Raw genomic sequence first — 23,579 nt, 5'->3', positions numbered from 1 at the left:
TTGTTTTTTTTACTTTTTTACATTAAAAAAATATAAAATATTTTTAGATTATGATCATAGAACCTAGAATGAGAGGATTTATTTGTTTGACAGCCCACCCAAAAGGATGCGAACAAAATGTTAAAAATCAAATTGAATATATAAAATCCAAAGGCGCTATTGAAGGTGCTAAAAAGGTATTAGTAATTGGAGCTTCAACCGGATTTGGTTTGGCATCCAGAATAACGAGTGCTTTTGGTTCAGGTGCAGCAAGTATTGGTGTATTTTTTGAAAAACCACCTTTGGAAGGAAAAACAGCTTCACCGGGATGGTACAATTCTGCTGCTTTTGAAAATGAAGCGCATAAAGCAGGTTTGTATGCTAAGAGTATCAATGGAGATGCTTTTTCAAATGAAGTGAAGCAACAAACATTAGATCTTATTAAAAAAGACTTAGGTCAAGTAGATTTGGTCATCTATAGTTTGGCTTCTCCTGTGCGTTTGCACCCAGTTACTGGAGTTTTGCATCGTTCAGTGTTGAAACCTATTGGTAGTACTTTTACAAATAAAACAGTAGATTTTCATTCGGGAAAAGTTTCAGAAGTATCAATTGAGCCTTGCAGTGGTGACGATATTGAAAATACGGTTGCTGTAATGGGCGGTGAAGATTGGGCTATGTGGATTGATGCTTTGAAAGCAGAGAATTTATTAGCTCCTGGAGCTACAACAGTTGCTTATTCTTATATTGGGCCATCATTGACTGAGGCAGTTTATAGAAAAGGAACTATCGGTCGCGCCAAAGACCATCTGGAAGCGACTGCTTTTACTATCACTGATAGCTTAGAAGATATTAATGGTAAAGCCTATGTTTCTGTAAATAAAGCATTAGTAACGCAAGCAAGTTCAGCTATTCCGGTTATTCCTTTGTATATTTCTTTATTGTATAAAATCATGAAAGAAGAAGGAATTCATGAAGGTTGTATTGAACAAATCCAGCGTTTATACCAAGAAAGATTGTACACCGGTTCAGATGTTCCTACAGATGAAAAAGGTAGAATTCGTATTGATGATTGGGAAATGCGTGCAGATGTTCAGGAAAAAGTAGCTAAATTATGGGAGCAGGCTGTTACTGAAAATTTAGAAGAAATTGGAGATTTAGAAGGTTACAGAAAAGATTTTTACAACCTTTTTGGTTTTGATTTCGAAGGAGTGGATTATAAAGCCGATACAACTGAAATGGTAAATGTTTCTAGTATTGCTTAATTCAAAAACGCAGTGAAATAAATACTGAAATAATTCAAATATTTCTTAAAACCACCAACTATTTATTGGTGGTTTTTTTGTGGATTAAAGTTTATCTTTGTTAAAATTTCGTCCTTAATCGTATAATTAATACCTCATTCAAGAATATGTTTTTTTCTTTGATTATCCCAGTTTATAACCGTCCCGATGAAGTGGATGAACTTTTAGAAAGTCTTTCAAAATCAGATTATAAAGAGAATTTTGAAATCGTAATTGTAGAGGATGGTTCCTCTGTCAGATGTGAGGACGAGGTGCGAAAATATGAAAGTAAATTGTCTATTTCGTATTATTTCAAAGAGAATTCCGGCCCGGGAGATTCCAGAAATTTTGGAATGAAAAAAGCCAAAGGAGATTACTTTATTATTTTCGATTCTGACTGTATTATTCCCTCGCAATATTTGACGGAAGTCGATAAGGCGTTAAAAGAGAATTATGTAGATTGTTTTGGAGGGCCTGATAAGGCTTTGGATAGCTTTTCAGATATTCAAAAAGCAATCAATTTTGCAATGACTTCTTTTCTTACTACGGGCGGAATTCGTGGAGGTTCGGAGAAAATTGATAAATTCCAACCCAGAAGTTTTAATATGGGGATTTCCAGAAAAGCTTTCGAAGCATCAAACGGTTTTGGTAATATTCATCCTGGAGAAGATCCTGATTTATCAATTCGATTATGGAACTTAGGTTTTGAAACGAAGCTTTTTTCAAAAGCGTTTGTATACCATAAAAGAAGAATTGATTGGGATAAATTTTCTGTTCAGGTAAATAAATTTGGAAAAGCAAGACCAATATTGAATAATTGGTATCCTAAATACAATAAGTTAACTTTCTTTTTTCCCTCATTTTTTATCTTAGGATTTGCTTTAGCAGTAGTATTACTAATTTTTACCATTGATTTCTTGTTAAAATTGTATTTATTCTATTTTTTGGTATTGTTTTTGGTGTCATCTTATCAGAACAAGAGTGTTAAAATTGGTTATCTGTCTGTGATTGCGGTTTGGAAACAATTTTATGGTTATGGAACCGGTTTTATGGAGTCATTTGTTAAAATTATTATTTTGAAACAAAAACCTCAAACCGCTTTTCCGGAATTATTTTTCAAAATTTAATATGACTAAAATTATTGGCTTAACAGGTGGCATCGGAAGTGGTAAAACTACAATTGCGAATCATTTTAAATCCTTAGGCATTCCAATCTATATAGCAGATGAGGAGGCAAAGAAACTGATGAAGTCCGATGAAATTGTTAAGGCAATCAAAGAAACATTTGGAGCTGATCTTTTTGAAAATGATATTTTAAATAGAGGAAAACTGGCCGAAGCTGTTTTTAATGATCCAGATAAGTTAAAACAATTGAATGCTATTGTTCATCCGGCGGTAAAAAAGCATTTTAAGCAATGGATTTTAGAGCATAATGAGTTTCCAGCGGTAATTTATGAAGCGGCTATTTTATTCGAAAGTGGGAGTTACAAGGATTTTGATACAATAATTACTGTTACGGCGCCCATAGAAACAAGGATACAAAGAGTTATAGCAAGAGATAACACCTCGCGTGAGCAAGTTTTAAAAAGAATAGAAGCGCAATGGACTGATGAACAACGTATTTCTAAGAGTGATTTTGTTATTGAAAATGAAAGTATTGAAAAAAGTCTTATAGAAATAGAAAAAATTCTTAAAATTTTGAAGATTAGGCAAAACGAGTCTTAAATGTTAATCTTTGGTTAATACATTATCATTCATACTGTTAAAATGTTAATTTTGTCCTGATGAATAAATTTTTTTTTAGATTACTTGTTTTATTGATGAGCCTATCTTTGATAGGTATAATACTTGTTCAGGTGTATTGGTTTAATTCCTCATTTAAAAATAATGATGAGCAATTTAAATTTCATGTAAAACAAGTTATAGGAAATGTAGCTGATAAGCTTCAAAAGAAAGAGGCTTATAGTTTTTATGATAAGTACAATAAACTTAAGGACAGTACAGGAAAAGATCCTAAAAAGGAAGATTTACTCGAGTTTTATTATGTTCAAAGGAATACTAAAACTAATAAAACAATTGTATATTCTAACAGTATTATAGCCGAGGATTATGATATTTCGTCTTCATTGTTTAATAAAAAATTTAACAACGAAAGGTTTAAAAATTTTAGTTCTAAAAGAGTAACCGAAATTTATAATAACAACACGATTGATAAATCTAATCTCCAGCAAAGCTTACTTCCTGATATTACAATAGAAAAGTCAGGGAATTTAGATGTTTTAGATAAAGTTCAGTATGAGATTTCGTACAAGGATATTGCCTCTGCTACTCCTCTTGAAGATAGGGTGTCAAATGAAGTCCTGCAAAAGTTATTGAAGAATGAGCTCGAGGAATATGGAGTTAAAACAAAGTTTGAATTTGCAGTTTATAGCAATGGTTTAGCGACAAAAATTAAATCGAAAGATTTTGTTTATGATAAAGAAGCAACTTATCCCATTCAGATTTTTGCAGATAATGAGGGAAACAGTAAGTATCAGTTATTAGTAACATTTCCACACAAGAAAAAGTTCTTATTGTCGGAATTAGTAAGCATAACCGTTCTTTCAATTATTTTTACGTTAATTATTATCATTGCCTATTCGAGTGCTTTGAATCAATTGATACGACAACGTCATATTGATGAAATTAAAACGGATTTCATCAATAATATGACTCATGAGTTTAAAACACCTATTGCGACAATAAATCTAGCTTTAGATGCGATAAAAAACCCAAAAATAATTGAAGATAAAGAAAAGGTTTTTAAGTACTTGCAGATGATTCGAGACGAAAATAAACGAATGCATGCTCAGGTTGAAAATGTTTTAAGAATTTCTAAATTAGAGAAAAAAGAGCTTGATATTGATAAGGAATCAAGTGATGTAGTAGAGGTAATAAATGATGCTATCGAGCATGTTAACTTAATATTAGAAGATAGACAAGGTAGGATTACAACTCATTTTAATGCAGCCAGAACTACAGTTTTGATAAATGAAGTGCATTTTACAAATGTTATTGTGAATGTCTTAGAGAATGCTATTAAATATTCTCCTGATGTTCCTGAAATTGATGTTTTTACTGAAAATATTAAGGATATGATTCTTATTAAAGTGAAAGATCAAGGTTTAGGAATGAGTAAAGTAGCTCAAAAAAGAGTGTTTGAGAAATTCTATAGAGAGCATACCGGTGATTTGCATAACGTGAAGGGACATGGTTTAGGTTTAGCTTATGTAAAAAGAATTGTAGAAGACCACAATGGTCAAGTATATGTAGAAAGTGAAAAAGGAAAGGGAAGTACCTTCATAATTAAAATACCACTAATAAATTAGAATATGGAAAATTTAAATAAAAAAATACTTTTAGTAGAGGATGATCTGAATTTTGGCGCTGTGCTAAAAGATTATTTAATGTTGAATGATTTTGATGTCACTCTTGCCAAAAATGGTATGGAAGGTTTTGAAAAATTCAAAAAAGATTCATACGATTTATGTATTTTGGATGTGATGATGCCTTATAAAGATGGATACACATTAGCTAAAGAAATAAGAGAAAAAAATAGCGAAGTTCCAATTATCTTTTTGACTGCAAAATCAATGAAAGAGGATGTGTTAAAAGGTTATAAAGCGGGAGCTGATGACTATTTGAACAAGCCTTTTGATTCAGAAGTTTTGTTAATGAAAATTAAAGCCATTATTCAAAGAAAATCTTCGGATTCTAAAACCGAGCAGGTACAACACGAATTTAATATTGGTAAGTTTCACCTAAACTCAAAATTGCGTTTCCTTTCTTTTGACGGTCAGGAACCCATTAAGTTATCTCCAAAAGAAAATGAATTATTGAAAATGTTAATTCTACACGAGAACGATTTAATGCCAAGAGAATTAGCTTTGACAAAAATATGGAGAGATGACAACTATTTCACTTCCAGAAGTATGGATGTGTATATTGCCAAACTTAGAAAATACCTAAAACTAGATGAGGATGTAGAAATTCTTAACATTCATGGGGAAGGTTTCAGATTGGTAGTTAAGAATAAAGTATAAGAATAAAAAAAGGCTCCGAGAAATCGGAGCCTTTTTTTATGGTTTTTATTTCCAATTGAGTTGTAAAGCAAAACAGTTTTTATCTTCTTTGGTTATGCTAAATACAGCCAATTTTTCGGAAATATTTTCATGTATTACAACTTTATCGAGTAATGAAAGTTCCTTCATAAAATTCATTTCAAAGCTTTCCAGTTTTTGTGCTAAAATCATTTTAGGATCCACATGATCCATACACCACTCCAAGTATTTTACATTATTAACATGATTTACAATGTCTAAATCGGATAAAAAAACTGTTTTTTCAAAGACAATTTCTTTTTCTGGATTTATCGTTATTTTAGAAAAATTTTCTTGTGTAGCTTTAGTATCAGGATACAATTCAAAATGTTTATAAGGCAAAGCTAAGGGTTCCGGACGACGTTTTTTAGTATTGAAAACTGCCCAAAAAGTCTCCGAACCCACAATTTTATTTCCATTGAGATACACTTCCAAAGCACGCACCGAACGGGAATTTTCTAAACTAATGATCCATGTTTTTACTGTTACAATGTCTCTCCACTGCGGTAATTCTGTAATTTCTACACGCATTCTACTCAAAACCCAAGCCTGATCAAATTCCTGCATATCCGTAAAACTGATTCCACCCAGATCAGAATGTGCTGCTGCAGTCAATTGTAAAATATTGCACAAATCCGTGTATTTTAAGTAACCGTTGGGCATGCATTGGGTGAAATTGATTTCCCAATCTTTACTTAGAACTGAGGTGAAATTTGAAGCTATTGGCATGTGAATTTTAGAATTAGTTTTTTTTAAATTTAAAATTAAGGTCTATTTTTTTGAATTGATATATTCGATAATTTTCTCAAAAGGAGTTTCAAAATCAAACCATTTTGTGTTTTCATCACGTTTGAACCAGGTAAGTTGCCGTTTTGCAAAACGCCTTGTATTTTTCTTGATTTCTTCGATGGCAAATTCCAAAGAGAATTCGTTGTCGAAATAACTGAAAAGTTCTCTATAACCCACCGTTTGTAACGCGTTTAGGTCTTTGTTTGAGTATAATTTTTTAGCTTCTTGGAGCAAGCCTTCGTTCATCATAATATCCACACGCTGGTTTATTCTGTTGTACATTACATTTCTATCAGCTTCAAGTCCAATAAGAATCGGAGTGAAGTTGCGTTCATTCTTTTTTTGGTTTAAAAAAGACGAATAGGGTTTTCTTGAGCCAATGCAAACTTCTACAAATCGCATCATGCGCTGTGGATTTTGTAAAGTTTGTGGATTTTCGGTAGTTATTTTCTCAAAATAAGCAGGATCAAGGTTTTTTAATTGTTCTTGTAAATAGGCAATTCCAAGTTTTTCATAATTGGTATTTACATTTGTACGAACCGAAGGGTCAATTTCCGGAAATTCATCAAATCCTTTTAAAATGGCGTTGACATACAGTCCGGAACCTCCTACAAGAACAACATAATTATTTGTTTCGAACAATTGTTCAATCTTTGCAATTGCTTCTTTTTCAAAATCTCCAACGGTATAATTCTCGAAAATGGATTTGTTCTGGATAAAATGGTGCGGAACAGCCGCTAATTCATTTGCATTTGGAACCGCGGTACCAATAGTCATTTCCTTGAAAAATTGTCTGCTGTCGCAAGAAATAATTTCGCAATTAAAATGATTTGCCAGCAGAATACTTAAGGATGTTTTCCCGATAGCTGTTGGTCCGATTATGGTAATTAGGTATTTCATTTTAATTTTTTTCTAATGAATGTCCACAATGATGGCAAAAATTGGCATTATCCGGATAATCTTCCGCGCCACATTCACTACATGGGGTTTTAGGATTTGAATTTTTAGGATTTGTTTTTTTTGCTATTTCGGCAGTAACAATTCCTGTGGGAACGGCAATGATCCCGTATCCCAATATCATTACAAATGAGGCAATAAACTGTCCTAGTGGCGTTGCAGGAGAAATATCTCCGTAGCCAACGGTGGTCAAGGTTACAATTGTCCAATAAATACTCATTGGAATACTAGTGAAACCACTTTGCTTACCTTCAACAACATACATTAATGAACCAATAATTATGGTACTGATAAGGACAAAGTAGATAAAAACCGCTATTTTTCCCTTACTGGCATGAATTGCTTGCTTTAATTGAAAGTAATGACCTGTAAACTGTGGATGGTTTAAAATTTTAAATAACCGTAATAATCTCAAAGAACGAATAACCGATAAGATGCTGCTTCCAACTACGAAAAAAGACAAATACATTGGAACAATGGCCAGAAAATCTACAATACCATAAAAACTAAAAATGTATTTGAAGGGTTTGTTGATTGAAATGATTCTTAAAATGTATTCAATGGTAAATAATCCGGTGATAATCCACTCCAGAAGTACTAGGTAATAATGGTATTTTTGGTTAAATCCGGCAACGGTATCCATCATCACTAAAAAGACACTCAATAGAATAAGCCCCAGAAGGATTAAATCAAATAATCGCCCCGCTTTGGTGCTTGTTCCATAGATTACTATGTTTACTTTTTGCCTAAAACGGGCATATTTTGATTTTAATTCAGGCATAAGCAATGGAGACTTTTAGATGTCCTATTAGAAATTTATAATCTTAAAACCTTTATTTTTTCTAAGATAAGCTTGAATTGTTTTACGAGTATCGCGGCTATTTTGCATCGGAATAATGATGTTTTTCAAAATTTCTATTTGATGTATTTGATAATTCAAATCAAAGAAAGCATACCCTTTGTATTCGCCATTTTCCACCAGAATTGCACTTCGCTCATTTATATTTCGACCTCGATCAACGATAACCATACTTTTATTTTCAAAACTGTTTTTAGAAATAAAGTCGCTTACTCTTTGATTGTACTCTGTCGGAGAAACCGAACCTACACAAGTGCCGTCACATTCGTTGATATTATATTGAAAGCAATGGGTTTTGGTTTCATATAATCCGGTTAGTTTTTGACATAATTTGAATTCAGATGTAATATGAGATAAGGCATTTTTACCTTCCTGCATAGTAAGATAAGAGGTGATTTCTTTTTTTCTACCATCTGCTTTTTGAAGTTTTAGAGTCAAATAGCCTTCGGTATTTTTTTCAGAATAGATGGCCCAAGAATAATTATTCTTACGAGACATTCTGTTGTAAATAGGTCTATTAATTTTTATTTCTTCTATTTCTTTCAATATGCCGATTAATTCACTGCCCGTTTCTTCATAGGTTACGGTAAAGACTTCGGCTTGAATTTTTTTAGCACTGCGAGTGATTCCTGTGAAATGTTGATTGACTCTCTTTTTTATATTTTTGCTTTTGCCAATAAAAATAATCTTACCTTCTTGGTTATGAATGTAATATACTCCTGTTTTTGAAGGGAGTTTTTCAATGATACTAAATAATTTTGGTGCAATTCCTTTTTGGACTTCTGTTTTAATGAGTTCCCTGACAATTTCTTTTTCCAAGTCTTTGTCCAGAAGCATCTTGAATAGTTTTACCGTTGCCATAGCATCACCGCTGGCACGATGCCTGTCAGCCATTGGAATTCCTAAAGCACGCACTAATTTGCCTAAACTATGTGAGACTTGTTCTGGCAATAATTTTTTAGACAGTTCAACAGTACAAAGCGTTTTTTGGTTGAAATCATATCCTAAACGTCTGAACTCGGTTCTTAAAATTCTGTAATCAAAATCAGCATTATGAGCAACTAGTACACAATCATTTGTTATTTCGATGATGCGTTTAGCCACCTCAAAAAATTTGGGTGCCGATCGGAGCATAGCATTATTTATACCAGTCAATTTAACAACAAAAGGCTGAATTGGAATTTCGGGATTGACTAAACTGATAAATTGGTCCACGATTTCATGGCCATCAAATTTATAAATGGCGATTTCGGTAATTCCTTCTTCATTGAATTGCCCTCCTGTGGTTTCTATGTCTAATATTGCGTACAAATTCTTTAGTATTCAGTGTTCAGTTTATTGTGTTCAGCCTTTTTCCTATTTTCTTTTATCTGTTCCCAAAGATACTACTTCCTATTCGAACCATTGTGCTTCCGCATTCAATGGCAATTTGATAATCCCCAGACATTCCCATTGAAATAGTTTGCAGTTCGCAGTTTGCAGTTTGCAGTTTTTTTAATTGATCAAAAATCGATTTTAGATGTAAAAATTCTTTTCTAATCTGGTTTTGATTATCTGTAAAAGTGGCCATTCCCATTAATCCTGTAATTCGAATGTTCTTCATTTGCTGAAATTCATTTGAAGAAAGTAGGGAAGCCAATTCCTTTTCATCAAGACCAAATTTCGTTTCCTCTTCGGCAATATGTATTTGTAGTAAACAGTCAATAATTCGATTGTTTTTAAGAGCTTGTTTGTTAATTTCCTGCAATAATTTCAAACTGTCTACACCGTGAATCAGGCTCACAAATTGTGCCATAAATTTGACCTTATTGGTTTGAACATGTCCAATCATATGCCATTGGATGTCTTTGGGCATTTGTTCCCATTTCTCGGCCATTTCCTGGATTTTGTTTTCACCAAAAATGCGTTGTCCTGCATCATAGGCCTCCATCAAATCAGCGATGGGTTTGGTTTTAGAAACGGCAACAAGTGTTACGTTTTCAGCCAAAGAAGATTTTATGGATTGTAAATTGGTTGCTATTGACATTTTTTAATTTTTAAACAGATTTAAAGCTCATAAATCACCAAACCACTTCTGAATTTGGGTTCGATGTAAGTGCTTTTTGGAGGCATGATTAAATTAGCATCAGCCAAAGCTTTTATTTCATTAATATTTGAAGGAAACATGATAAAACCAACTTTAAACTCACCACTATCTACCAATTCTTTTATGGTTGTGATGGATTTTGTTCCCGGTACATACTCAATTCTGTCATCGGTACGCAGATCGTCTATGCCTAAAATTGGCTTTAAAACCGTGTCGTATATGATTTGCGCATCAAGTTTTGATAATTCATTTTCGAAAACGAAAAACTCTTCTTTTAATCGCAAAGCATAAAACTCGCCATCAAGATACATTCCGAATTCAAACTTGTGTTTTGGTTTCCAGAGTTCCTGTTTTTTGCTTTTGATGACAAAATGTTCAGAAATTTTCTTGATAAATTCGTCTTTCGAATAGTTGTTTAAATCTCTGATGATTCTATTATATTCGTAAATTTTAACATTGCTTTCGGCGATAAGAAAACTCATGAAAGAATTCAGGTTTTCATTTTCCAACTCTTTATCTTCTTTAAAAAGCAATTCGGCTGATGCGGATCGATGATGTCCGTCGGCAATATACAAGTCGCCTATTTTTTCAAATTGCATTTTTAACCAATTGATTTCGTCTTCACTTTCAATAGTCCAAAGGATGTGCTTTTCTTTATTGGTAGTTGCAAATTCGTAAATTGGTCGAGCTGTTTTTTTTGTCGAAATCCATTCAGAAAGTTCCTGGTTGTCATTATAAGTTATCAAAACAGGCTCGGTATTAAAACCGGTTTGATGCAAATAGTCCTTGAACAAATCAACACGATATTGCAAGGTGTCCTCGTGTTTTTTGATTATATTATTTTGATAATCTTCAATTGAAATTCCTGCCAAAATCCCAGTAAAGGAATGGTTTTTTGATTGAATTTCATACAGATAAAAAACAGCTTTTTCTTCCTGGACTAAAACACCGTCTTTTTTAAAATCATGGTATTTGTGTTTTACCATTTTAAATCGCTTGTCCCAACCCAATTTTTGTTGGTTGACATAGGCCGGATTGAGAATGTGTAAAAATGAAAACGGATTGAATTCTAAATAGGCGGCAAGTTCTGCAGCTCCATAGTCATCATAGGAACGCGAAGTAACTAAGCTCACTTTGTCAGAGGTAGGCCGAACTGCTTTAAAAGGACTTATTTTGGCCATCGGATTTGGTTTTCAGTTTCAGTTTTCAGGAATGTTAATTTGCTGGAAACCGAAACTGTGACTTTTTTAAATAAATTGTTTAGAAACTTTCTCTGCTTTTTTGCTTTCAGCATAATCGTAGAAACCTTCTCCGGATTTCACTCCCAATTTGCCCGCACGAACCATATTTACCAATAAAGGACAAGGTGCATATTTTGGGTTTTTGAAACCGTCGTACATTACATTTAATATTGCTAAACATACGTCAAGCCCAATAAAATCAGCCAATTGTAGCGGTCCCATCGGATGTCCCATTCCTAATTTCATTACGGTATCAATTTCTTGAACTCCTGCAACGCCATTGTATAGTGTTTCGATAGATTCATTGATCATAGGCATCAAAATTCTGTTGGCTACAAAACCGGGGTAATCATTAACTTCTGTTGGAACTTTTCCTAATTTTTCAGATAATGTCATTATGATTTTCGTTACCTCGTCAGAAGTGTTGTAACCACGAATAATTTCGACCAATTTCATAATTGGCACCGGATTCATAAAGTGCATCCCAATAACGCGTTCCGGATGCGAAACAACAGCTCCTATTTGCGTAATGGAAATAGAAGAAGTATTAGTTGCCAATATGGTATTATGGGAACAAGCCTCATTCAATTGCTTGAAAATATTAAGTTTCAATTCTACGTTTTCAGTAGCGGCTTCCACCACTAAATCAGCTCCTACAACGCCATCTTTGATGTCAGTATAAGTGATGATATTAGTAATAGTTTTCATTTTATCCTCTTCGGTTATGGTTCCTTTTGTAACCATTCGGTCTAAATTAGCGGCAATGGTCGCCATTCCTTTGTCTAGTGATTTTTCGGAAACATCAATTAATTTTACGGTAAAACCACTTTGGGCAAAAGTATGGGCAATTCCGTTCCCCATTGTTCCTGCACCTATTACTGCTATTATTTTCATTTAATTATAATTTTAAAGTTTTCTCGTTTAACTTTTAAATGCTAAGGTTTATTTATTTCTTAAAACAATCGATAATCTGATAGGCAACTTTTAACGCTTCGGTAGCTTGTTCCAAGGTTACAATTGGAGTTGTATTGTTATTTATTGCATCGGCAAAGGTGTCTAATTCTTCCAATATGGCGTTGTTTTGTTCGACATCGGGATTAGAAAAATAGATCTGTTTTTTTACGCCTTCTGCATTTTGCAAAATCATATCAAAATCACCAGGGATTTCAGGAGCATCTTTCATTTTTACGACTTCACATTTTTTCTCCAAAAAGTCAACAGAGATGTAGGCGTCTTTTTGAAAAAAACGGGTTTTACGCATGTTTTTCATCGAAATTCTGCTGGCAGTCAAATTAGCAACACAGCCATTTTCAAATTCGATTCGGGCATTGGCAATATCCGGAGTTTCGCTTATAACCGAGACACCGCTGGCGCTAACATTTTTTACTTTTGATTTCACCACACTGAGAATAACGTCGATGTCGTGTATCATTAAGTCCAAAACTACGGGAACATCTGTTCCGCGCGGATTGAATTCGGCCAAACGATGGGTTTCAATAAACATGGGATTCTCAATCATGTTTTTGGTAGCAATAAAGGCAGGATTGAATCTTTCAACATGGCCTACTTGCCCTTTTACATTGTATTCATTAGCCAAAGCGATAATTTCTTCGGCTTCTTCTAATGTATTTGAAATGGGTTTTTCAATAAAAACGTGTTTACCGGATTTGATGGCAACTTTGGCACATTTATAATGAGAAAGTGTAGGCGTAACGATATCTATGACATCTACGGCGTGGATAAGTGTTGCTATCGTGCTGAAATGTTTGTATCCAAATTCTTTAGAAACTTTCTCCGCATTTTCTTGATTAGGGTCATAAAAACCAACTAATTCGTATTTTTCAGATTGTTGTAATAATCGCAAATGTATTTTTCCTAGGTGACCAGCACCTAATACTCCAATTTTCAGCATAGTGATGTAATTTCTACAAAAATAACAATAAATACCAAATTCCAATTAAAATAATGACTTTTGAAGTTGAATTTTGCATTTGGAAAATGATGTTTTTACTTCTATTTTTACCAAAATAAAATCTACAAATTTTGAAAGACACAGCCAAACATCAAGGACTTCGGAATCAATTAGTAAGCGTTTTAGAGCAAAAAGGGATCACGGATAAAAATGTTTTGGAAGCGATCAAAAAAATCCCAAGACACCTTTTTTTGAATTCCAGTTTTGAAGATTATGCTTATCAAGACAAGGCATTTCCTATTGCTGCAGGCCAAACGATTTCGCAACCTTATACTGTTGCTTTTCAATCGCAATTATTGGAAATAAAAAAAGATCATAAAATTTTGGAAATTGGAACCGGCTCCGGTTACCAAACCGCTGTTTTGTGTTTGATGGGTGCCAAAGTTTATAGTGTGGAGAGACAAAACGAACTGTTTAAACAAACTTCGGTTTTGTTGCCTAAGTTGGGGATTCGTCCCAAACATCTTTCTTTTGGCGATGGTTACAAAGGGTTACCGGGTTATGCTCCTTTTGACAGCATTATTGTGACTGCTGGCGCGCCATTTATACCAAAACCTTTAATGGCACAGCTAAAAATAGGTGGAAGATTAGTTATTCCGTTGGGAGATGATGTGCAAGAAATGACGCTGTTGATTCGCAAGAATGAGACCCAATTTGAGAAACATGAACTCGGGGAATGTAGATTTGTGCCTCTACTGGAAGATAAAAATTAAATAAAACCATTCAAAAACAGAATGGTTTTTTATTGATTGATAACTTCAAGAAATCTTTGGATATTTTCTTTTTCAGTTTGGGCAATAAACATTATAAAATCTTCTTTGTTTTCTTGTGCTAAAGAAGCTTTTAGAGTTTGGTAATAGTGCATTCGTTTATCTTCGGTCGCTTTTATGTTTGCTATTGGATAACCGTGTTGCAAGAGAATCAGGTTCATAATCAGTCTCGATACTTTTCCGTTGCCATTTATAAAAGGATGAATAGTTAAAAGTCGCTCTTTTATTGTGGCTGCCAAAATAATAGGATGTGTATTGTTTTTATTTAATTCATACCAATTAAACAATGTTTCAATTTCTTTGGGAATAGTCAGTGGGTCAGCAGGATTAAAACTGTTGTTTTTTATTGTAATAGATACATTTCTGTATTGACCGGCTTCTTTTGGCAAAATTCCTCTCAAAATAATTCCATGTAAGGAAATGAGTTCTTTTTCACTAAGAATTGTATTTTTTTGGATTGCATTTTTAATAAAAGCAATGGCTTCTTGGTGGTTTATGGCTTCCAAATGTTCTCTCATGCTCTTGCCCGAAATAGTTTGTCCTTCATTGATAACAAGATCCGTTTCGGCTAGAGTAAGCGTATTTCCTTCAATGCAATTGCTCGCATGTGTGTATTCTAATTCGAAAGCTTGATTCAGAGGACTATTTTCAATAGGTCGGAAAGGATTCAGTTTTGCCTTGAAAAGATCTATTTCATCCAAAAGTTTTTGAAGTAAAGTAGAAACTTTCTTAGCAGAAGCATTTTTATTCGATTTAATTTCTTCTTCGGCTGCTTTTAATGCTTGCAATGCAAATTCGTCGTTGCCAATTTCATGTATTATTTTTTCTTTTAGCCAGCTAATCATAAGAGATTCCAGATCGATTTCTAGTAATGTGGCAATTTTTACGACTTGTTCTTTTGTAGGTTTTCTGGTTCCAGTTTCAAATTTACTGATTAAAGCCTGATCGATGCCTAGAATTTGTGCCACTTCTCTGGTTTTGAGTCCTTTTTGTTCTCTTGCGTTTTTGAGGAGCGTTTTTGTTTCCATATTAAGATTTATGAAGTCTTGACAAATATAGTCATCATTTTAAATAATAAAAAAGGGTAAAATCAATTACCCTTTTTGCTATTTGTACGCTTTTTTAATTCGGTCTAAATCGCGTTTGGTATCTTGTTCTTTTAATGATTCGCGTTTGTCATAGGTTTTTTTACCTCGGCAAAGTCCTATTTCCAATTTAGCCATTCCTTTTTCGTTAGTGAATAATTTTAAAGGAACTATGGTTAACCCCTTGGATTGTACACTTCGTGCTAAACTTTTCAGTTCGCGTTTATTGAGTAAAAGTTTTCTTTCGCTTCGGGCTTTATGGTTAAATTGATTCCCAAAAGCATATTCTTCGATATAGGTATTGATGGCAAAAAGTTCCGTACCACTAAACTCGCAGAAACTCTCGGTAATATTCGCTTTTCCTAAACGTATGGATTTTATTTCGGTTCCCGCCAAAACAATTCCTGCGGTGAACTTTTCGATTATTTCATAATCGAATCGAGCTCTTTTATTAAGTATGTTGACTGTTTTTAGCATAAGCAACAAAGGTAACAAAAATTAAATTTTTCGCAATAAATTAAGGTAATTTCAATTGCTGATGCGTAATCGTGTTTCCGCTGACAGTTATTATATAAAGATTGCCAAAAGTATTTTCATCAATAGCAGTATATTTATCCTTATTGATGATTTTATTTACAAAATCAGGCGTGGAATTGCTATGGCCAACAATTAATATTTTTTTACCCACTGTTTCTTTTTTAAATGAGTCAATAACGATTGTTTTGGGATCATAAAGTTTAATATTTATTTTTCTTGTGACTGCAGTTGGAGAGCCTGTTTGCTGAGTTCGAATATAATCGGTAGTATAAATTTAGTCGAAATCAATTTCAGAGAATAGATTATTCCACATTTTTGCTCTTTGAATACCTATTTCAGACAATACAGGGTTTTTAGAATTATCAGCTTTCTCTGCATGACGAATAAAATAATAAGTAGTAGTGTTTTGTTGCCCAAAACTATTTTGTAAAACAAATAAAGCGATTATTAATAAAAACTTTTTCATTTGGATTAATTTAAGAGGTCTTATAGGTCCAGTTTTATATATTTGCAATATGGAAAAGCAGCATTCAAAAGATCCTCTTCACGGAATAACCCTAAAGGTTATTTTAGAGAAATTAGTAGCTCATTATGGATTTGACACTTTGGGAGAATTAATTAAAATTAAATGCTTTAATGATAATCCAAGTATTAAATCGAGTCTCACCTTTTTAAGAAAAACTGATTGGGCTAGAAAAGAAGTAGAAGAGTTGTATGTTAGATCTGTAAATCAGTTTTCTAATTAATGCTTGTTTAAAATTGAATAAATAACGCTGTCCAAAAAACGACCATCAAAGAATTCATTTTCTTTCAAATGGGCTTCTTTTACAAACTGTAATTTTTCCAAAACTCGCGCTGAACCATTATTTTCAGGATCAATAACAGCTTCAATAGAATGCAGTTTCATAATCTCGAAACCATATTTAACAGCTTCCTCAACGGCTTCGCTGACAATACCTTTGCCGCTGTATTCTGGTAACAACATATACCCAATTTCTGCACGATAATGCTCAGGTTTGATTCGGTAATGACCAATAATCCCAATCAATTTAGAATCGCCTTTTAATGTTATTGCCCAATTGATTCCTTCATTACTGTCTATCTTGGCATCAATCATAGCTATGTGTTCCAAGGCCTCCTCTGTAGTTGTAACTAAAGGTCTTGGGATGTATTTCATCGTTTCGGGATTGGATCTTAATTCGAAAATTTCATTCACATCAGTATTATTAACGCGTCTTAATAATAAGCGTTCGGTTTCTAAATTTGGAAAAGGAGTGAAATTGATGGTTAGCATAATTAGATGTTTTTTTATTGGAGTTTATAAAAGTTCAATACTGAATTTTGGTTGAAATTTTTCATTTGGGTTTAAAATTTGGATGCCTTCTTTTGTAAAAAGATCACCGCTGCTATTTGTTGTGTCCGAGTAGCCATACCAAGGTTCTATACATAGAAAAGGAGCATTTGCTACAGTCCAGATTCCTAAATTAGGAAAATCTTCGAACCGGATTCTTAGTATTGGATTTTGATTTTCTAAGATAGTTACTGCTTTAGATTCTTTTTTTTTGAAAACCAAGGCGTCATTTTCGAACAATTGGTACGTCAAAGGAATACTCTTGTTTTGAAGCCTATGTTTTATTGTTTTGTTAGAAATTAAGCCGTCTTCTAAAAGATAATACTCTAAAACCTCTTCTTTTTCAAATTCAAGGGAATGATCCTCAAAATTAGCAGTCAATGCAAAGGCGGGATGCGCTCCAATAGAAAAAGGCATTTTGGATTTACCTTTATTAATGACATTATATTTAATATCAAGCTTATTTTGCTGCAATGAATAAGTGATCTGTAGTTCAAAATCAAAAGGGTAAACTTTTAAAGTTTCAATTGTTGATTGTAGTGAAAAAGTAGCGCTATTTTCTTTTTGCTCAAGTAAATCAAATTGCATTTCTCGAGCAAAACCGTGTCTGGATAAGGAATAGGCTGTATTGTTAAATTGATAGCTATTGTTTTTAAGAGTTCCTACAATTGGAAATAAAACAGGGGAGTGTTTCCCCCAAAACTCGGGATTGCCTTCCCAAATATATTCACGAGTATTTCTTTTGAAAGAAATTAATTCGGCCCCTTTGTGGTTTATTGTAGCAGATAAATCGGCTAGTTTAATTGTTGTATGCACTATAAATATAAGTTTGTGTTCTTTTTGATTTGTAAATATATTTCATTAAATTCACTAAGACAAATACTGGTTGTAAACTGAAAAAAGAAATAGTATGATGGCAAATTTTCAACTGATAGAAAAAGAGGATATTCATGTTTTAAAATTTCCTCCCGAAGAGATTCTCAAAGATTCAGACGCAATTGTACAAAGGCGAATTGATTTAGAGCGAGCGCAATCTTTAGGGAATTTAGAACATACAAAAATAAAAATTTTCTTTGAGGATGAGGAATCGAGAAAAGTCGTCGAAACTACGGTTTGGGCAGTAACTGACTACAGTGTTGTTCTCAAAAAAGGGGTGGGAATTCCCATAAACAGAATTATTAAAATAATATAGGTTTAATCTAAAAATCAACTCTTCAGTTGATTTTTTTTATTATCTTAATTTTTTAATAAAAAGCCTTGTTGAATTATGATATTCTTAAAATTTAGCTAAATTCGTTGTTTAAATTTAAAGAAAGATATTTAGATTGGGTACTTAGAAGTACAAGTCTAAAATTTTACTTATCAAAAAACACATCTTTATGAAAATCAATTGTTTTAAAAGCCTGTTTCAGTTGGCTTTGTTATTGGCAATTTCTTCCCTATGGGCACAGCAAGCTCCTGCTGTTTCAGGGAATGGCCCAGTGTCAAATTATAATTATCACGACGCCTTTGCTCCGTTTTTTTATTCGAAAAATGGTACAACTACGCGTTCAGCGAGTGGACAGCCGGGTGCTGAATATTGGCAGAATAGAGCTGATTATCAATTGACAGCAAGTTTAAATGAAGAAAAGAACGAAATTAGTGGAAACGCAATAATAAGCTACACTAATAATAGTCCTGATAAAATGTCTTTTTTGTGGATGCATTTGGATCAAAATTTATTCAAAGCCGATTCACGCGGTAATGCTGTTGTGCCTTTGACAGGAAGTCGCAACGGTGCTCAAGGGCAAGTATTTGATGGCGGACATAAAATAAAATCGGTAAAAGTTATCACTACAGTTAAAGGTAAAAGCAGTGAAACAGATGTTAAATATTTAATTACTGATACCAGAATGCAAGTTTTTCTTCCGCAGGAATTGAAGGCCAAAGGAGGAAATGTAAAAGTTAAAATTGACTTTTCTTATATTTCACCAGAAGAAGGTTCAGACCGCACAGGTGTTCTTGAAACTAAGAATGGTAAAATTTTTACCATTGCGCAATGGTACCCACGTATGTGTGTATACGATGACGTAAGAGGTTGGAATACGCACCCGTATTTAGGAGCTTCTGAGTTTTATTTAGAATATGGCGATTTTGATGTAAAAATTACGGCACCATCCAATCATATTGTGGTTTGTTCAGGCGAACTAGTGAATCCAACAGCTGTATATTCTACATTAGAACAAAATAGATTAGCGCAAGCAAAAAAAAGCGATAAAACGGTTTTTATACGTACTGCCGATGAAGTAAATACTTTAGCAAATAAAGCGGCTACAACTGCTACTAAAACCTGGCATTATAAAATGAAGAATTCTCGCGACGTTTCTTGGGCTTCTTCTGCGGCATTTATTTTAGATGGTGCCAAAATTAATTTGCCTAGTGGCAAAAAATCACTGGCACTGTCTGTTTATCCGGTTGAAAGTGCAGGCAATGATGCTTGGGGGCGTTCTACAGAATATACGAAAGCATCGATTGAAAACTATTCTAAAAGATGGTTAGAATATCCTTATCCGGAAGCTGTAAACGTAGCAGGAAATGAGGGTGGAATGGAGTATCCTGGAATTGTTTTTTGCAGTTGGGAATCAAAAGGAGAGGATTTATGGGGAGTAACTGATCATGAATTTGGTCATATTTGGTTTCCTATGATTGTGGGATCGAATGAGCGTTTATTTGGATGGATGGATGAAGGATTCAATACTTTTATCAATTCATTGAGTACTGCTGAATTCAATAACGGGGAGTATAAAGCCCCACCAACGGATTTGCATAAAATGGCGGAGGCATTCACGAGCCCAAGTTTAGAAACCATCATGAGTTCTCCTGATAACATGAAAGAAGCAAATATTGGCATGCTGTGTTATTTTAAACCAAGTTCTGGTTTGATTATTTTACGCGAGCAAATTTTAGGTGAAGAGCGTTTCGACAAAGCTTTCCGAACCTATATGGATCGTTGGGCATACAAACATCCTACACCGGATGATTTCTTTAGAACGATGGAGAATGTTGCTGGGGAAGATTTAAGTTGGTTTTGGAGAGGTTGGTTCCAATACAATTGGCGTTTTGATCAAGGAATTAAGGCTATAAAATATGTCAAAAACGATCCTAAACAAGGAGTTGTCATTACTGTTGAGAATTTTGAAAAAATGCCGATGCCGGTAATTTTGGAGGTGAAAACCAAAAGCGGGAAAGTAGAAAGAGTGAAATTGCCGGTTGAGATTTGGCAAAGAAATACAGTTTGGTCGTTTAAGCACAATTCTACTGAGGAAATAGAAAGCATCACTTTAGATCCGGATCATGTTTTTCCAGACAGCAACGAAGGAAATAATGTTTGGACAGCTGGCAAAGGTGTGCTAGAAAAAGATGTTATTTTAGATGGTTATTTAGGAAGTTATTCCAATCCAAAAGCACCTATGAAAATTGTTTTTACAGAGAAAAATAGCGTGCTTAATGTAGAAATAACTGACTATCCAAAATTTTCAGTAGAACCAGTAGCTAAAGATCTTTTTGAATCTAAAAGAGCGGGGCTTCAATTTCAATTTAATGAAAGCCAAACCGGATTTGATATGATCATTATCGATAATGGTCAAAAAATACCTTTTACAAAAAACAATTAGGCTATTTAAAGTTCTAAACAAAAAACACCAGCAATTGCTGGTGTTTTTTTTATACAAGAATAGTTCAAATTGCTATGTTAAGCGGGAATTTGCTGACTTAAGCAATGTAAGGTTCCAAATCCCCAGATTAAGTCAATAGCGCTGATTCCTATCACTTCTCGGTCTGGGAAACAGTCCGCAAGAATGTTGAGTGCTTGACGGTCATTAGGATCATTGAAAGTTGGGACTAAGACACATTGATTTAAAATCAAGAAATTAGCATAACTTGCAGGTAATCTTAAATCTTCAAAATCGATTCGCTTTGGCATTGGTAATTCGACAATTTTTGGAGATTTGCCGTTTTCCAATTTGGCATTTTGCAAACGCTTTAAATTGTCTTGCAAAGGAGCATAGTTACTGTCATTTGGATCTGTTTCTACAATAGTTACAATGGTGTCTTCGTTGATAAAACGACACAAATCGTCAATATGTCCATGAGTATCGTCACCTTCAACACCGTCGCCTAACCAAATCACATTAGTAATTCCCAGGTATTCCTTGAAAACCGCTTCGTAATCTGCTTTTGTGAAATTTGGATTTCTTACCTGAATATCCGGATGCATCAAGCATTCCTCTGAAGTGAGTAAAGTCCCTTTTCCGTTTGAATCAATCGCGCCACCTTCAACAATTACAGGTTTGCCTTTATACATTACTTGTGTTAGAGGAATGTTTAATTCTTCAGCAACTTTGGCAGGAACGTGTTTGTCTAGTTGGTAATTGGAGTATTTTGCCCAACCATTAAAGTTGAAGTTTAGGGCCTCTCTCTGAGAACCATTGTAAACTACAATAGGACCGGAGTCACGCATCCAACTTCTGTTGGTTTTCTGGATAATAAACGAAACAGCATCGAGATTAACTCTCGCTCTGTCAAGCATATCGCTTACTTTTTCTTTTAATTTTTCATCGGCAACCATCAAAAAAACAGTCTCGTATGTGGCTACTTTTTTTATAAATTCAACAAAAGCCCATTGAATGGCTTCGTATTTTCCGGGCCAATCTTTTCCGTTATGTGGAAAACAAAGTAAAATGCCTTGTTGATTTTCCCATTCTGCAGGAAATCTTCTGTTATTTTCAGTCATGATTTTTTTCGATTATAAAGGACAAAGGTAAACATTAAGGAGCAATTTTTAAATTGTTTTTGAATGCTTGAAACCAAATAAACTTAATCATTTTAAATTTTTTAAGCAGAGTAGGTTTGTTAATCATTCGATAATATTGTTTTAATCTAGCTTCGATTGGATCTCTTTATTTTTGGAAAAACTAAAAATAGAATTATGAAAAACTATGGATTAGCCTTATTTGCATCAATTTTTTTATTGACAGCTTGCGCAAATGAAAACACTAATGAGAATGAAATACCGGAAGGAATGATAAATGAAAATCCTTCTACTTTTAAAGAAATTGGTTCAATAACTATAGGAGGCGAAGGAGCTGCCGAAATAAGTGCTTATGATGAAGTTTCTAAGAAACTTTTTACGGTAAATAATAGTGATACGAATAAAATTGATGTGATTGATTTGACCGATCCAAGCAATCCAAAACGTATTACAAGCATTGATTTGTCAATTTATAACGGAGCTTCAAACAGTGTAGCTACATACAATGGTAAACTTGCTGTAGCTTTAGAATCTACCATTGACAAACAAGCCAATGGTAAGGTGGTTGTTTTTAATACCGCTGATTATAGTTTGATTAAAGAAATTACCGTGGGAGCTTTGCCGGATATGGTCGTATTTTCGCCTGACGGCAAATTTATTATGACAGCCAATGAAGGAGAGCCCAATGCTGATTATACTATTGATCCCAATGGTTCTATTTCTATAATTGATGTTTCTAATAATTATGCGGTGACTACATTGAATTTTGCAGGTTTCGAAAGTCAGTTGGCAACGTTGAAGACCAAAGGATTTAGAGTTTCTAAAACCGCTAAAAGCTTTGCGGCTGATATTGAACCGGAATACATTACGATTTCAGCCGACTCGAAAACGGCTTGGGTTACTTTACAAGAAAATAATGGAGTTGCCAAAGTGGATTTGACAAACAAAACCATTTCGTCCATTTTTGGCTTGGGGTATAAAGATTTCAATATGGCAGAAAACGGAATTGATATCAGCGATAAAGACGGAGCAGTTGTATTCAAGCCTTGGAAAGTAAAAGGGCTGTTTATGCCGGATGCAATTGCGAGTTATACTGTAAATGGGACTCCTTATTTTATCACCGCCAATGAAGGTGATGCTAGAGAATACGGCAGTTATGCTGACGTAAAAAGATTGGCCAAAATGACTTTTGACGCAACTGTTTTTCCAGATGCAGCCACTTTTAAGACGGATGACAAAATGGGGCGTTTGAATTTGATTTCTACAGAAGGCGATACCGATGCCGACGGTGATTTAGATGAATTGATAAGTTTCGGTGCCCGTTCATTTACAATTTGGAATGGAAACTCGGGAAGTTTGGTTTTTGATAGTAAAAACGACTTAGACAAGCGTTCGAATGATTTTGGAACTTATGATGATGGTCGAAGTGATGACAAAGGTTCAGAGCCTGAATCAGTTGTGGTTGCCCAAATGGGAAGCAAACAAATTTTGTTTGTTGGCTTAGAAAGAACTGATACGGTTATGGTTTATGATATCACGAATCCATCGGCTCCACAATATTTGCAAAGCATCAAAACGGGTGATGCTCCTGAGGGATTACTTTTTATTCCTGCTTCAAAAAGTCCAACGAAAAAAAGTTTGCTTGTAGTAAGTAGCGAAGGGGATGGAGTTGTTAAATTTTTTCAGCCTAATTTGAATTAAGAATTAAGATCATTGTTTCTAGACAAAAAAAAGCTACCAATTTG

Annotated in this window: 25 protein-coding genes; 10 read left to right on the top strand and 15 right to left on the bottom strand. The window is 34.0% G+C overall.

The window, feature by feature from the left end; genetic code table 11:
* Window positions 1-50 precede the first annotated feature (50 nt).
* The 5 genes from fabV (at window position 51) to LNP19_RS13740 (ending at window position 5,341) form a co-directional block, all read left to right on the top strand.
* Window positions 51-1,241 (top strand): enoyl-ACP reductase FabV, encoded by a 1,191-nt coding sequence (gene fabV, locus LNP19_RS13760; protein WP_230062469.1) that lies wholly within the window; start codon window positions 51-53, stop codon window positions 1,239-1,241.
* Between the two features lie 146 nt (window positions 1,242-1,387).
* Complete coding sequence (locus tag LNP19_RS13755; RefSeq protein ID WP_230062468.1) at window positions 1,388-2,386, top strand: glycosyltransferase family 2 protein; 999 nt, start codon at window positions 1,388-1,390, stop codon at window positions 2,384-2,386.
* 1 nt (window position 2,387) lies between these two features.
* Window positions 2,388-2,984: a dephospho-CoA kinase gene (gene coaE, locus LNP19_RS13750; protein ID WP_230062467.1), complete on the top strand. Its 597-nt coding sequence runs from the start codon at window positions 2,388-2,390 to the stop codon at window positions 2,982-2,984.
* A 59-nt stretch (window positions 2,985-3,043) separates the two neighbouring features.
* The gene (locus LNP19_RS13745; RefSeq protein WP_230062466.1) at window positions 3,044-4,627 is read left to right on the top strand and encodes a sensor histidine kinase; all 1,584 of its coding nucleotides are present in this window, start codon (window positions 3,044-3,046) and stop codon (window positions 4,625-4,627) included.
* Window positions 4,628-4,630: 3 nt separating this feature from the next.
* A complete protein-coding gene (locus tag LNP19_RS13740) occupies window positions 4,631-5,341 on the top strand; it encodes a response regulator transcription factor (protein ID WP_072944664.1) in 711 nt (236 codons plus the stop codon).
* A gap of 45 nt (window positions 5,342-5,386) precedes the next feature.
* Here LNP19_RS13740 and LNP19_RS13735 read toward each other — a convergent pair whose 3' ends face one another.
* The 8 genes from LNP19_RS13735 to LNP19_RS13700 all read right to left on the bottom strand — a co-directional run bounded on the left by LNP19_RS13735 (window position 5,387) and on the right by LNP19_RS13700 (window position 13,242).
* Window positions 5,387-6,127 (bottom strand): acyl-[acyl-carrier-protein] thioesterase, encoded by a 741-nt coding sequence (locus LNP19_RS13735; RefSeq protein WP_230062465.1) that lies wholly within the window; start codon window positions 6,125-6,127, stop codon window positions 5,387-5,389.
* Window positions 6,128-6,169: 42 nt separating this feature from the next.
* On the bottom strand, window positions 6,170-7,087 hold the full coding sequence (miaA, locus tag LNP19_RS13730) for a tRNA (adenosine(37)-N6)-dimethylallyltransferase MiaA (protein WP_230062464.1): 918 nt from the start codon (window positions 7,085-7,087) through the stop codon (window positions 6,170-6,172).
* Window position 7,088: 1 nt separating this feature from the next.
* On the bottom strand, window positions 7,089-7,925 hold the full coding sequence (locus LNP19_RS13725; RefSeq protein ID WP_230062463.1) for an ion transporter: 837 nt from the start codon (window positions 7,923-7,925) through the stop codon (window positions 7,089-7,091).
* Between the two features lie 27 nt (window positions 7,926-7,952).
* The gene (locus LNP19_RS13720) at window positions 7,953-9,314 is read right to left on the bottom strand and encodes an exonuclease domain-containing protein (RefSeq protein ID WP_230062462.1); all 1,362 of its coding nucleotides are present in this window, start codon (window positions 9,312-9,314) and stop codon (window positions 7,953-7,955) included.
* A gap of 55 nt (window positions 9,315-9,369) precedes the next feature.
* Window positions 9,370-10,029 (bottom strand): YggS family pyridoxal phosphate-dependent enzyme, encoded by a 660-nt coding sequence (locus tag LNP19_RS13715; protein ID WP_230062461.1) that lies wholly within the window; start codon window positions 10,027-10,029, stop codon window positions 9,370-9,372.
* Between the two features lie 20 nt (window positions 10,030-10,049).
* Entirely contained in the window at window positions 10,050-11,270 is a 1,221-nt protein-coding gene (locus LNP19_RS13710; protein ID WP_230062460.1) for a DUF1015 domain-containing protein, read from the bottom strand.
* A gap of 66 nt (window positions 11,271-11,336) precedes the next feature.
* Window positions 11,337-12,224, bottom strand: a complete 888-nt coding sequence (locus LNP19_RS13705) for a 3-hydroxyacyl-CoA dehydrogenase family protein (RefSeq protein WP_230062459.1) — start codon at window positions 12,222-12,224, stop codon at window positions 11,337-11,339.
* A 52-nt stretch (window positions 12,225-12,276) separates the two neighbouring features.
* Window positions 12,277-13,242, bottom strand: coding sequence for a Gfo/Idh/MocA family protein (locus tag LNP19_RS13700; protein WP_230062458.1), 966 nt, complete (start codon window positions 13,240-13,242; stop codon window positions 12,277-12,279).
* Window positions 13,243-13,373: 131 nt separating this feature from the next.
* On the opposite strand from LNP19_RS13700, the gene LNP19_RS13695 reads away from it, so the two are divergent.
* On the top strand, window positions 13,374-14,015 hold the full coding sequence (locus LNP19_RS13695; RefSeq protein WP_230062457.1) for a protein-L-isoaspartate(D-aspartate) O-methyltransferase: 642 nt from the start codon (window positions 13,374-13,376) through the stop codon (window positions 14,013-14,015).
* 29 nt (window positions 14,016-14,044) lie between these two features.
* Here the strand turns inward: LNP19_RS13695 and LNP19_RS13690 are convergent, their stop codons facing one another.
* The 4 genes from LNP19_RS13690 to LNP19_RS13675 all read right to left on the bottom strand — a co-directional run bounded on the left by LNP19_RS13690 (window position 14,045) and on the right by LNP19_RS13675 (window position 16,160).
* Window positions 14,045-15,100, bottom strand: coding sequence for a Fic family protein (locus LNP19_RS13690; RefSeq protein ID WP_230062456.1), 1,056 nt, complete (start codon window positions 15,098-15,100; stop codon window positions 14,045-14,047).
* A gap of 78 nt (window positions 15,101-15,178) precedes the next feature.
* Window positions 15,179-15,634: an SsrA-binding protein SmpB gene (gene smpB / locus LNP19_RS13685; protein WP_072944830.1), complete on the bottom strand. Its 456-nt coding sequence runs from the start codon at window positions 15,632-15,634 to the stop codon at window positions 15,179-15,181.
* A 40-nt stretch (window positions 15,635-15,674) separates the two neighbouring features.
* Window positions 15,675-15,845 carry a hypothetical protein gene (locus tag LNP19_RS13680; RefSeq protein WP_230062455.1) on the bottom strand — a complete coding sequence of 57 codons (171 nt, stop codon included), beginning with the start codon at window positions 15,843-15,845 and terminating at the stop codon, window positions 15,675-15,677.
* Window positions 15,846-15,968: 123 nt separating this feature from the next.
* Complete coding sequence (locus LNP19_RS13675) at window positions 15,969-16,160, bottom strand: histidine phosphatase family protein (protein ID WP_230062454.1); 192 nt, start codon at window positions 16,158-16,160, stop codon at window positions 15,969-15,971.
* 49 nt (window positions 16,161-16,209) lie between these two features.
* On the opposite strand from LNP19_RS13675, the gene LNP19_RS13670 reads away from it, so the two are divergent.
* Window positions 16,210-16,440, top strand: coding sequence for a VF530 family protein (locus tag LNP19_RS13670; protein ID WP_230062453.1), 231 nt, complete (start codon window positions 16,210-16,212; stop codon window positions 16,438-16,440).
* Here LNP19_RS13670 and LNP19_RS13665 read toward each other — a convergent pair.
* Entirely contained in the window at window positions 16,437-16,988 is a 552-nt protein-coding gene (locus LNP19_RS13665) for a GNAT family N-acetyltransferase (RefSeq protein ID WP_230062452.1), read from the bottom strand. The genes LNP19_RS13670 and LNP19_RS13665 overlap by 4 nt on opposite strands.
* Window positions 16,989-17,012: 24 nt before the next feature.
* Window positions 17,013-17,861: an aldose 1-epimerase family protein gene (locus tag LNP19_RS13660; protein ID WP_230062451.1), complete on the bottom strand. Its 849-nt coding sequence runs from the start codon at window positions 17,859-17,861 to the stop codon at window positions 17,013-17,015.
* Between the two features lie 94 nt (window positions 17,862-17,955).
* On the opposite strand from LNP19_RS13660, the gene LNP19_RS13655 reads away from it, so the two are divergent.
* Entirely contained in the window at window positions 17,956-18,237 is a 282-nt protein-coding gene (locus tag LNP19_RS13655; protein ID WP_230062450.1) for a hypothetical protein, read from the top strand.
* Between the two features lie 187 nt (window positions 18,238-18,424).
* Window positions 18,425-20,698, top strand: a complete 2,274-nt coding sequence (locus tag LNP19_RS13650; RefSeq protein WP_230062449.1) for a M1 family metallopeptidase — start codon at window positions 18,425-18,427, stop codon at window positions 20,696-20,698.
* A gap of 77 nt (window positions 20,699-20,775) precedes the next feature.
* Here the strand turns inward: LNP19_RS13650 and LNP19_RS13645 are convergent, their stop codons facing one another.
* Window positions 20,776-21,816: an agmatine deiminase family protein gene (locus LNP19_RS13645; protein ID WP_230062448.1), complete on the bottom strand. Its 1,041-nt coding sequence runs from the start codon at window positions 21,814-21,816 to the stop codon at window positions 20,776-20,778.
* A gap of 195 nt (window positions 21,817-22,011) precedes the next feature.
* Here LNP19_RS13645 and LNP19_RS13640 point away from each other — a divergent pair, with 195 nt between their 5' ends.
* Entirely contained in the window at window positions 22,012-23,535 is a 1,524-nt protein-coding gene (locus LNP19_RS13640; RefSeq protein WP_230062447.1) for a choice-of-anchor I family protein, read from the top strand.
* Window positions 23,536-23,579 lie beyond the last annotated feature (44 nt).

The sequence above is a fragment of the Flavobacterium acetivorans genome (genome assembly GCF_020911885.1).
GTDB lineage: Bacteria > Bacteroidota > Bacteroidia > Flavobacteriales > Flavobacteriaceae > Flavobacterium > Flavobacterium acetivorans.
This window is presented reverse-complemented; position numbering and strand designations above follow the sequence as displayed.

What these genes read in the sequence shown, in the direction of transcription:
- miaA (WP_230062464.1), bottom strand. Translation starts at nt 7,087, where the DNA reads ATGAAATACCTAATTACCATAATCGGACCAACAGCTATCGGGAAAACA.
- LNP19_RS13755 (WP_230062468.1), top strand. Translation starts at nt 1,388, where the DNA reads ATGTTTTTTTCTTTGATTATCCCAGTTTATAACCGTCCCGATGAAGTG.
- LNP19_RS13745 (WP_230062466.1), top strand. Translation starts at nt 3,044, where the DNA reads ATGAATAAATTTTTTTTTAGATTACTTGTTTTATTGATGAGCCTATCT.
- smpB (WP_072944830.1), bottom strand. Translation starts at nt 15,634, where the DNA reads ATGCTAAAAACAGTCAACATACTTAATAAAAGAGCTCGATTCGATTAT.
- LNP19_RS13715 (WP_230062461.1), bottom strand. Translation starts at nt 10,029, where the DNA reads ATGTCAATAGCAACCAATTTACAATCCATAAAATCTTCTTTGGCTGAA.
- LNP19_RS13665 (WP_230062452.1), bottom strand. Translation starts at nt 16,988, where the DNA reads ATGCTAACCATCAATTTCACTCCTTTTCCAAATTTAGAAACCGAACGC.
- LNP19_RS13705 (WP_230062459.1), bottom strand. Translation starts at nt 12,224, where the DNA reads ATGAAAATAATAGCAGTAATAGGTGCAGGAACAATGGGGAACGGAATT.
- LNP19_RS13640 (WP_230062447.1), top strand. Translation starts at nt 22,012, where the DNA reads ATGAAAAACTATGGATTAGCCTTATTTGCATCAATTTTTTTATTGACA.
- fabV (WP_230062469.1), top strand. Translation starts at nt 51, where the DNA reads ATGATCATAGAACCTAGAATGAGAGGATTTATTTGTTTGACAGCCCAC.
- LNP19_RS13690 (WP_230062456.1), bottom strand. Translation starts at nt 15,100, where the DNA reads ATGGAAACAAAAACGCTCCTCAAAAACGCAAGAGAACAAAAAGGACTC.
- LNP19_RS13655 (WP_230062450.1), top strand. Translation starts at nt 17,956, where the DNA reads ATGATGGCAAATTTTCAACTGATAGAAAAAGAGGATATTCATGTTTTA.
- LNP19_RS13670 (WP_230062453.1), top strand. Translation starts at nt 16,210, where the DNA reads ATGGAAAAGCAGCATTCAAAAGATCCTCTTCACGGAATAACCCTAAAG.
- LNP19_RS13700 (WP_230062458.1), bottom strand. Translation starts at nt 13,242, where the DNA reads ATGCTGAAAATTGGAGTATTAGGTGCTGGTCACCTAGGAAAAATACAT.
- LNP19_RS13710 (WP_230062460.1), bottom strand. Translation starts at nt 11,270, where the DNA reads ATGGCCAAAATAAGTCCTTTTAAAGCAGTTCGGCCTACCTCTGACAAA.
- LNP19_RS13735 (WP_230062465.1), bottom strand. Translation starts at nt 6,127, where the DNA reads ATGCCAATAGCTTCAAATTTCACCTCAGTTCTAAGTAAAGATTGGGAA.
- coaE (WP_230062467.1), top strand. Translation starts at nt 2,388, where the DNA reads ATGACTAAAATTATTGGCTTAACAGGTGGCATCGGAAGTGGTAAAACT.
- LNP19_RS13645 (WP_230062448.1), bottom strand. Translation starts at nt 21,816, where the DNA reads ATGACTGAAAATAACAGAAGATTTCCTGCAGAATGGGAAAATCAACAA.
- LNP19_RS13725 (WP_230062463.1), bottom strand. Translation starts at nt 7,925, where the DNA reads ATGCCTGAATTAAAATCAAAATATGCCCGTTTTAGGCAAAAAGTAAAC.
- LNP19_RS13675 (WP_230062454.1), bottom strand. Translation starts at nt 16,160, where the DNA reads ATGAAAAAGTTTTTATTAATAATCGCTTTATTTGTTTTACAAAATAGT.
- LNP19_RS13740 (WP_072944664.1), top strand. Translation starts at nt 4,631, where the DNA reads ATGGAAAATTTAAATAAAAAAATACTTTTAGTAGAGGATGATCTGAAT.
- LNP19_RS13650 (WP_230062449.1), top strand. Translation starts at nt 18,425, where the DNA reads ATGAAAATCAATTGTTTTAAAAGCCTGTTTCAGTTGGCTTTGTTATTG.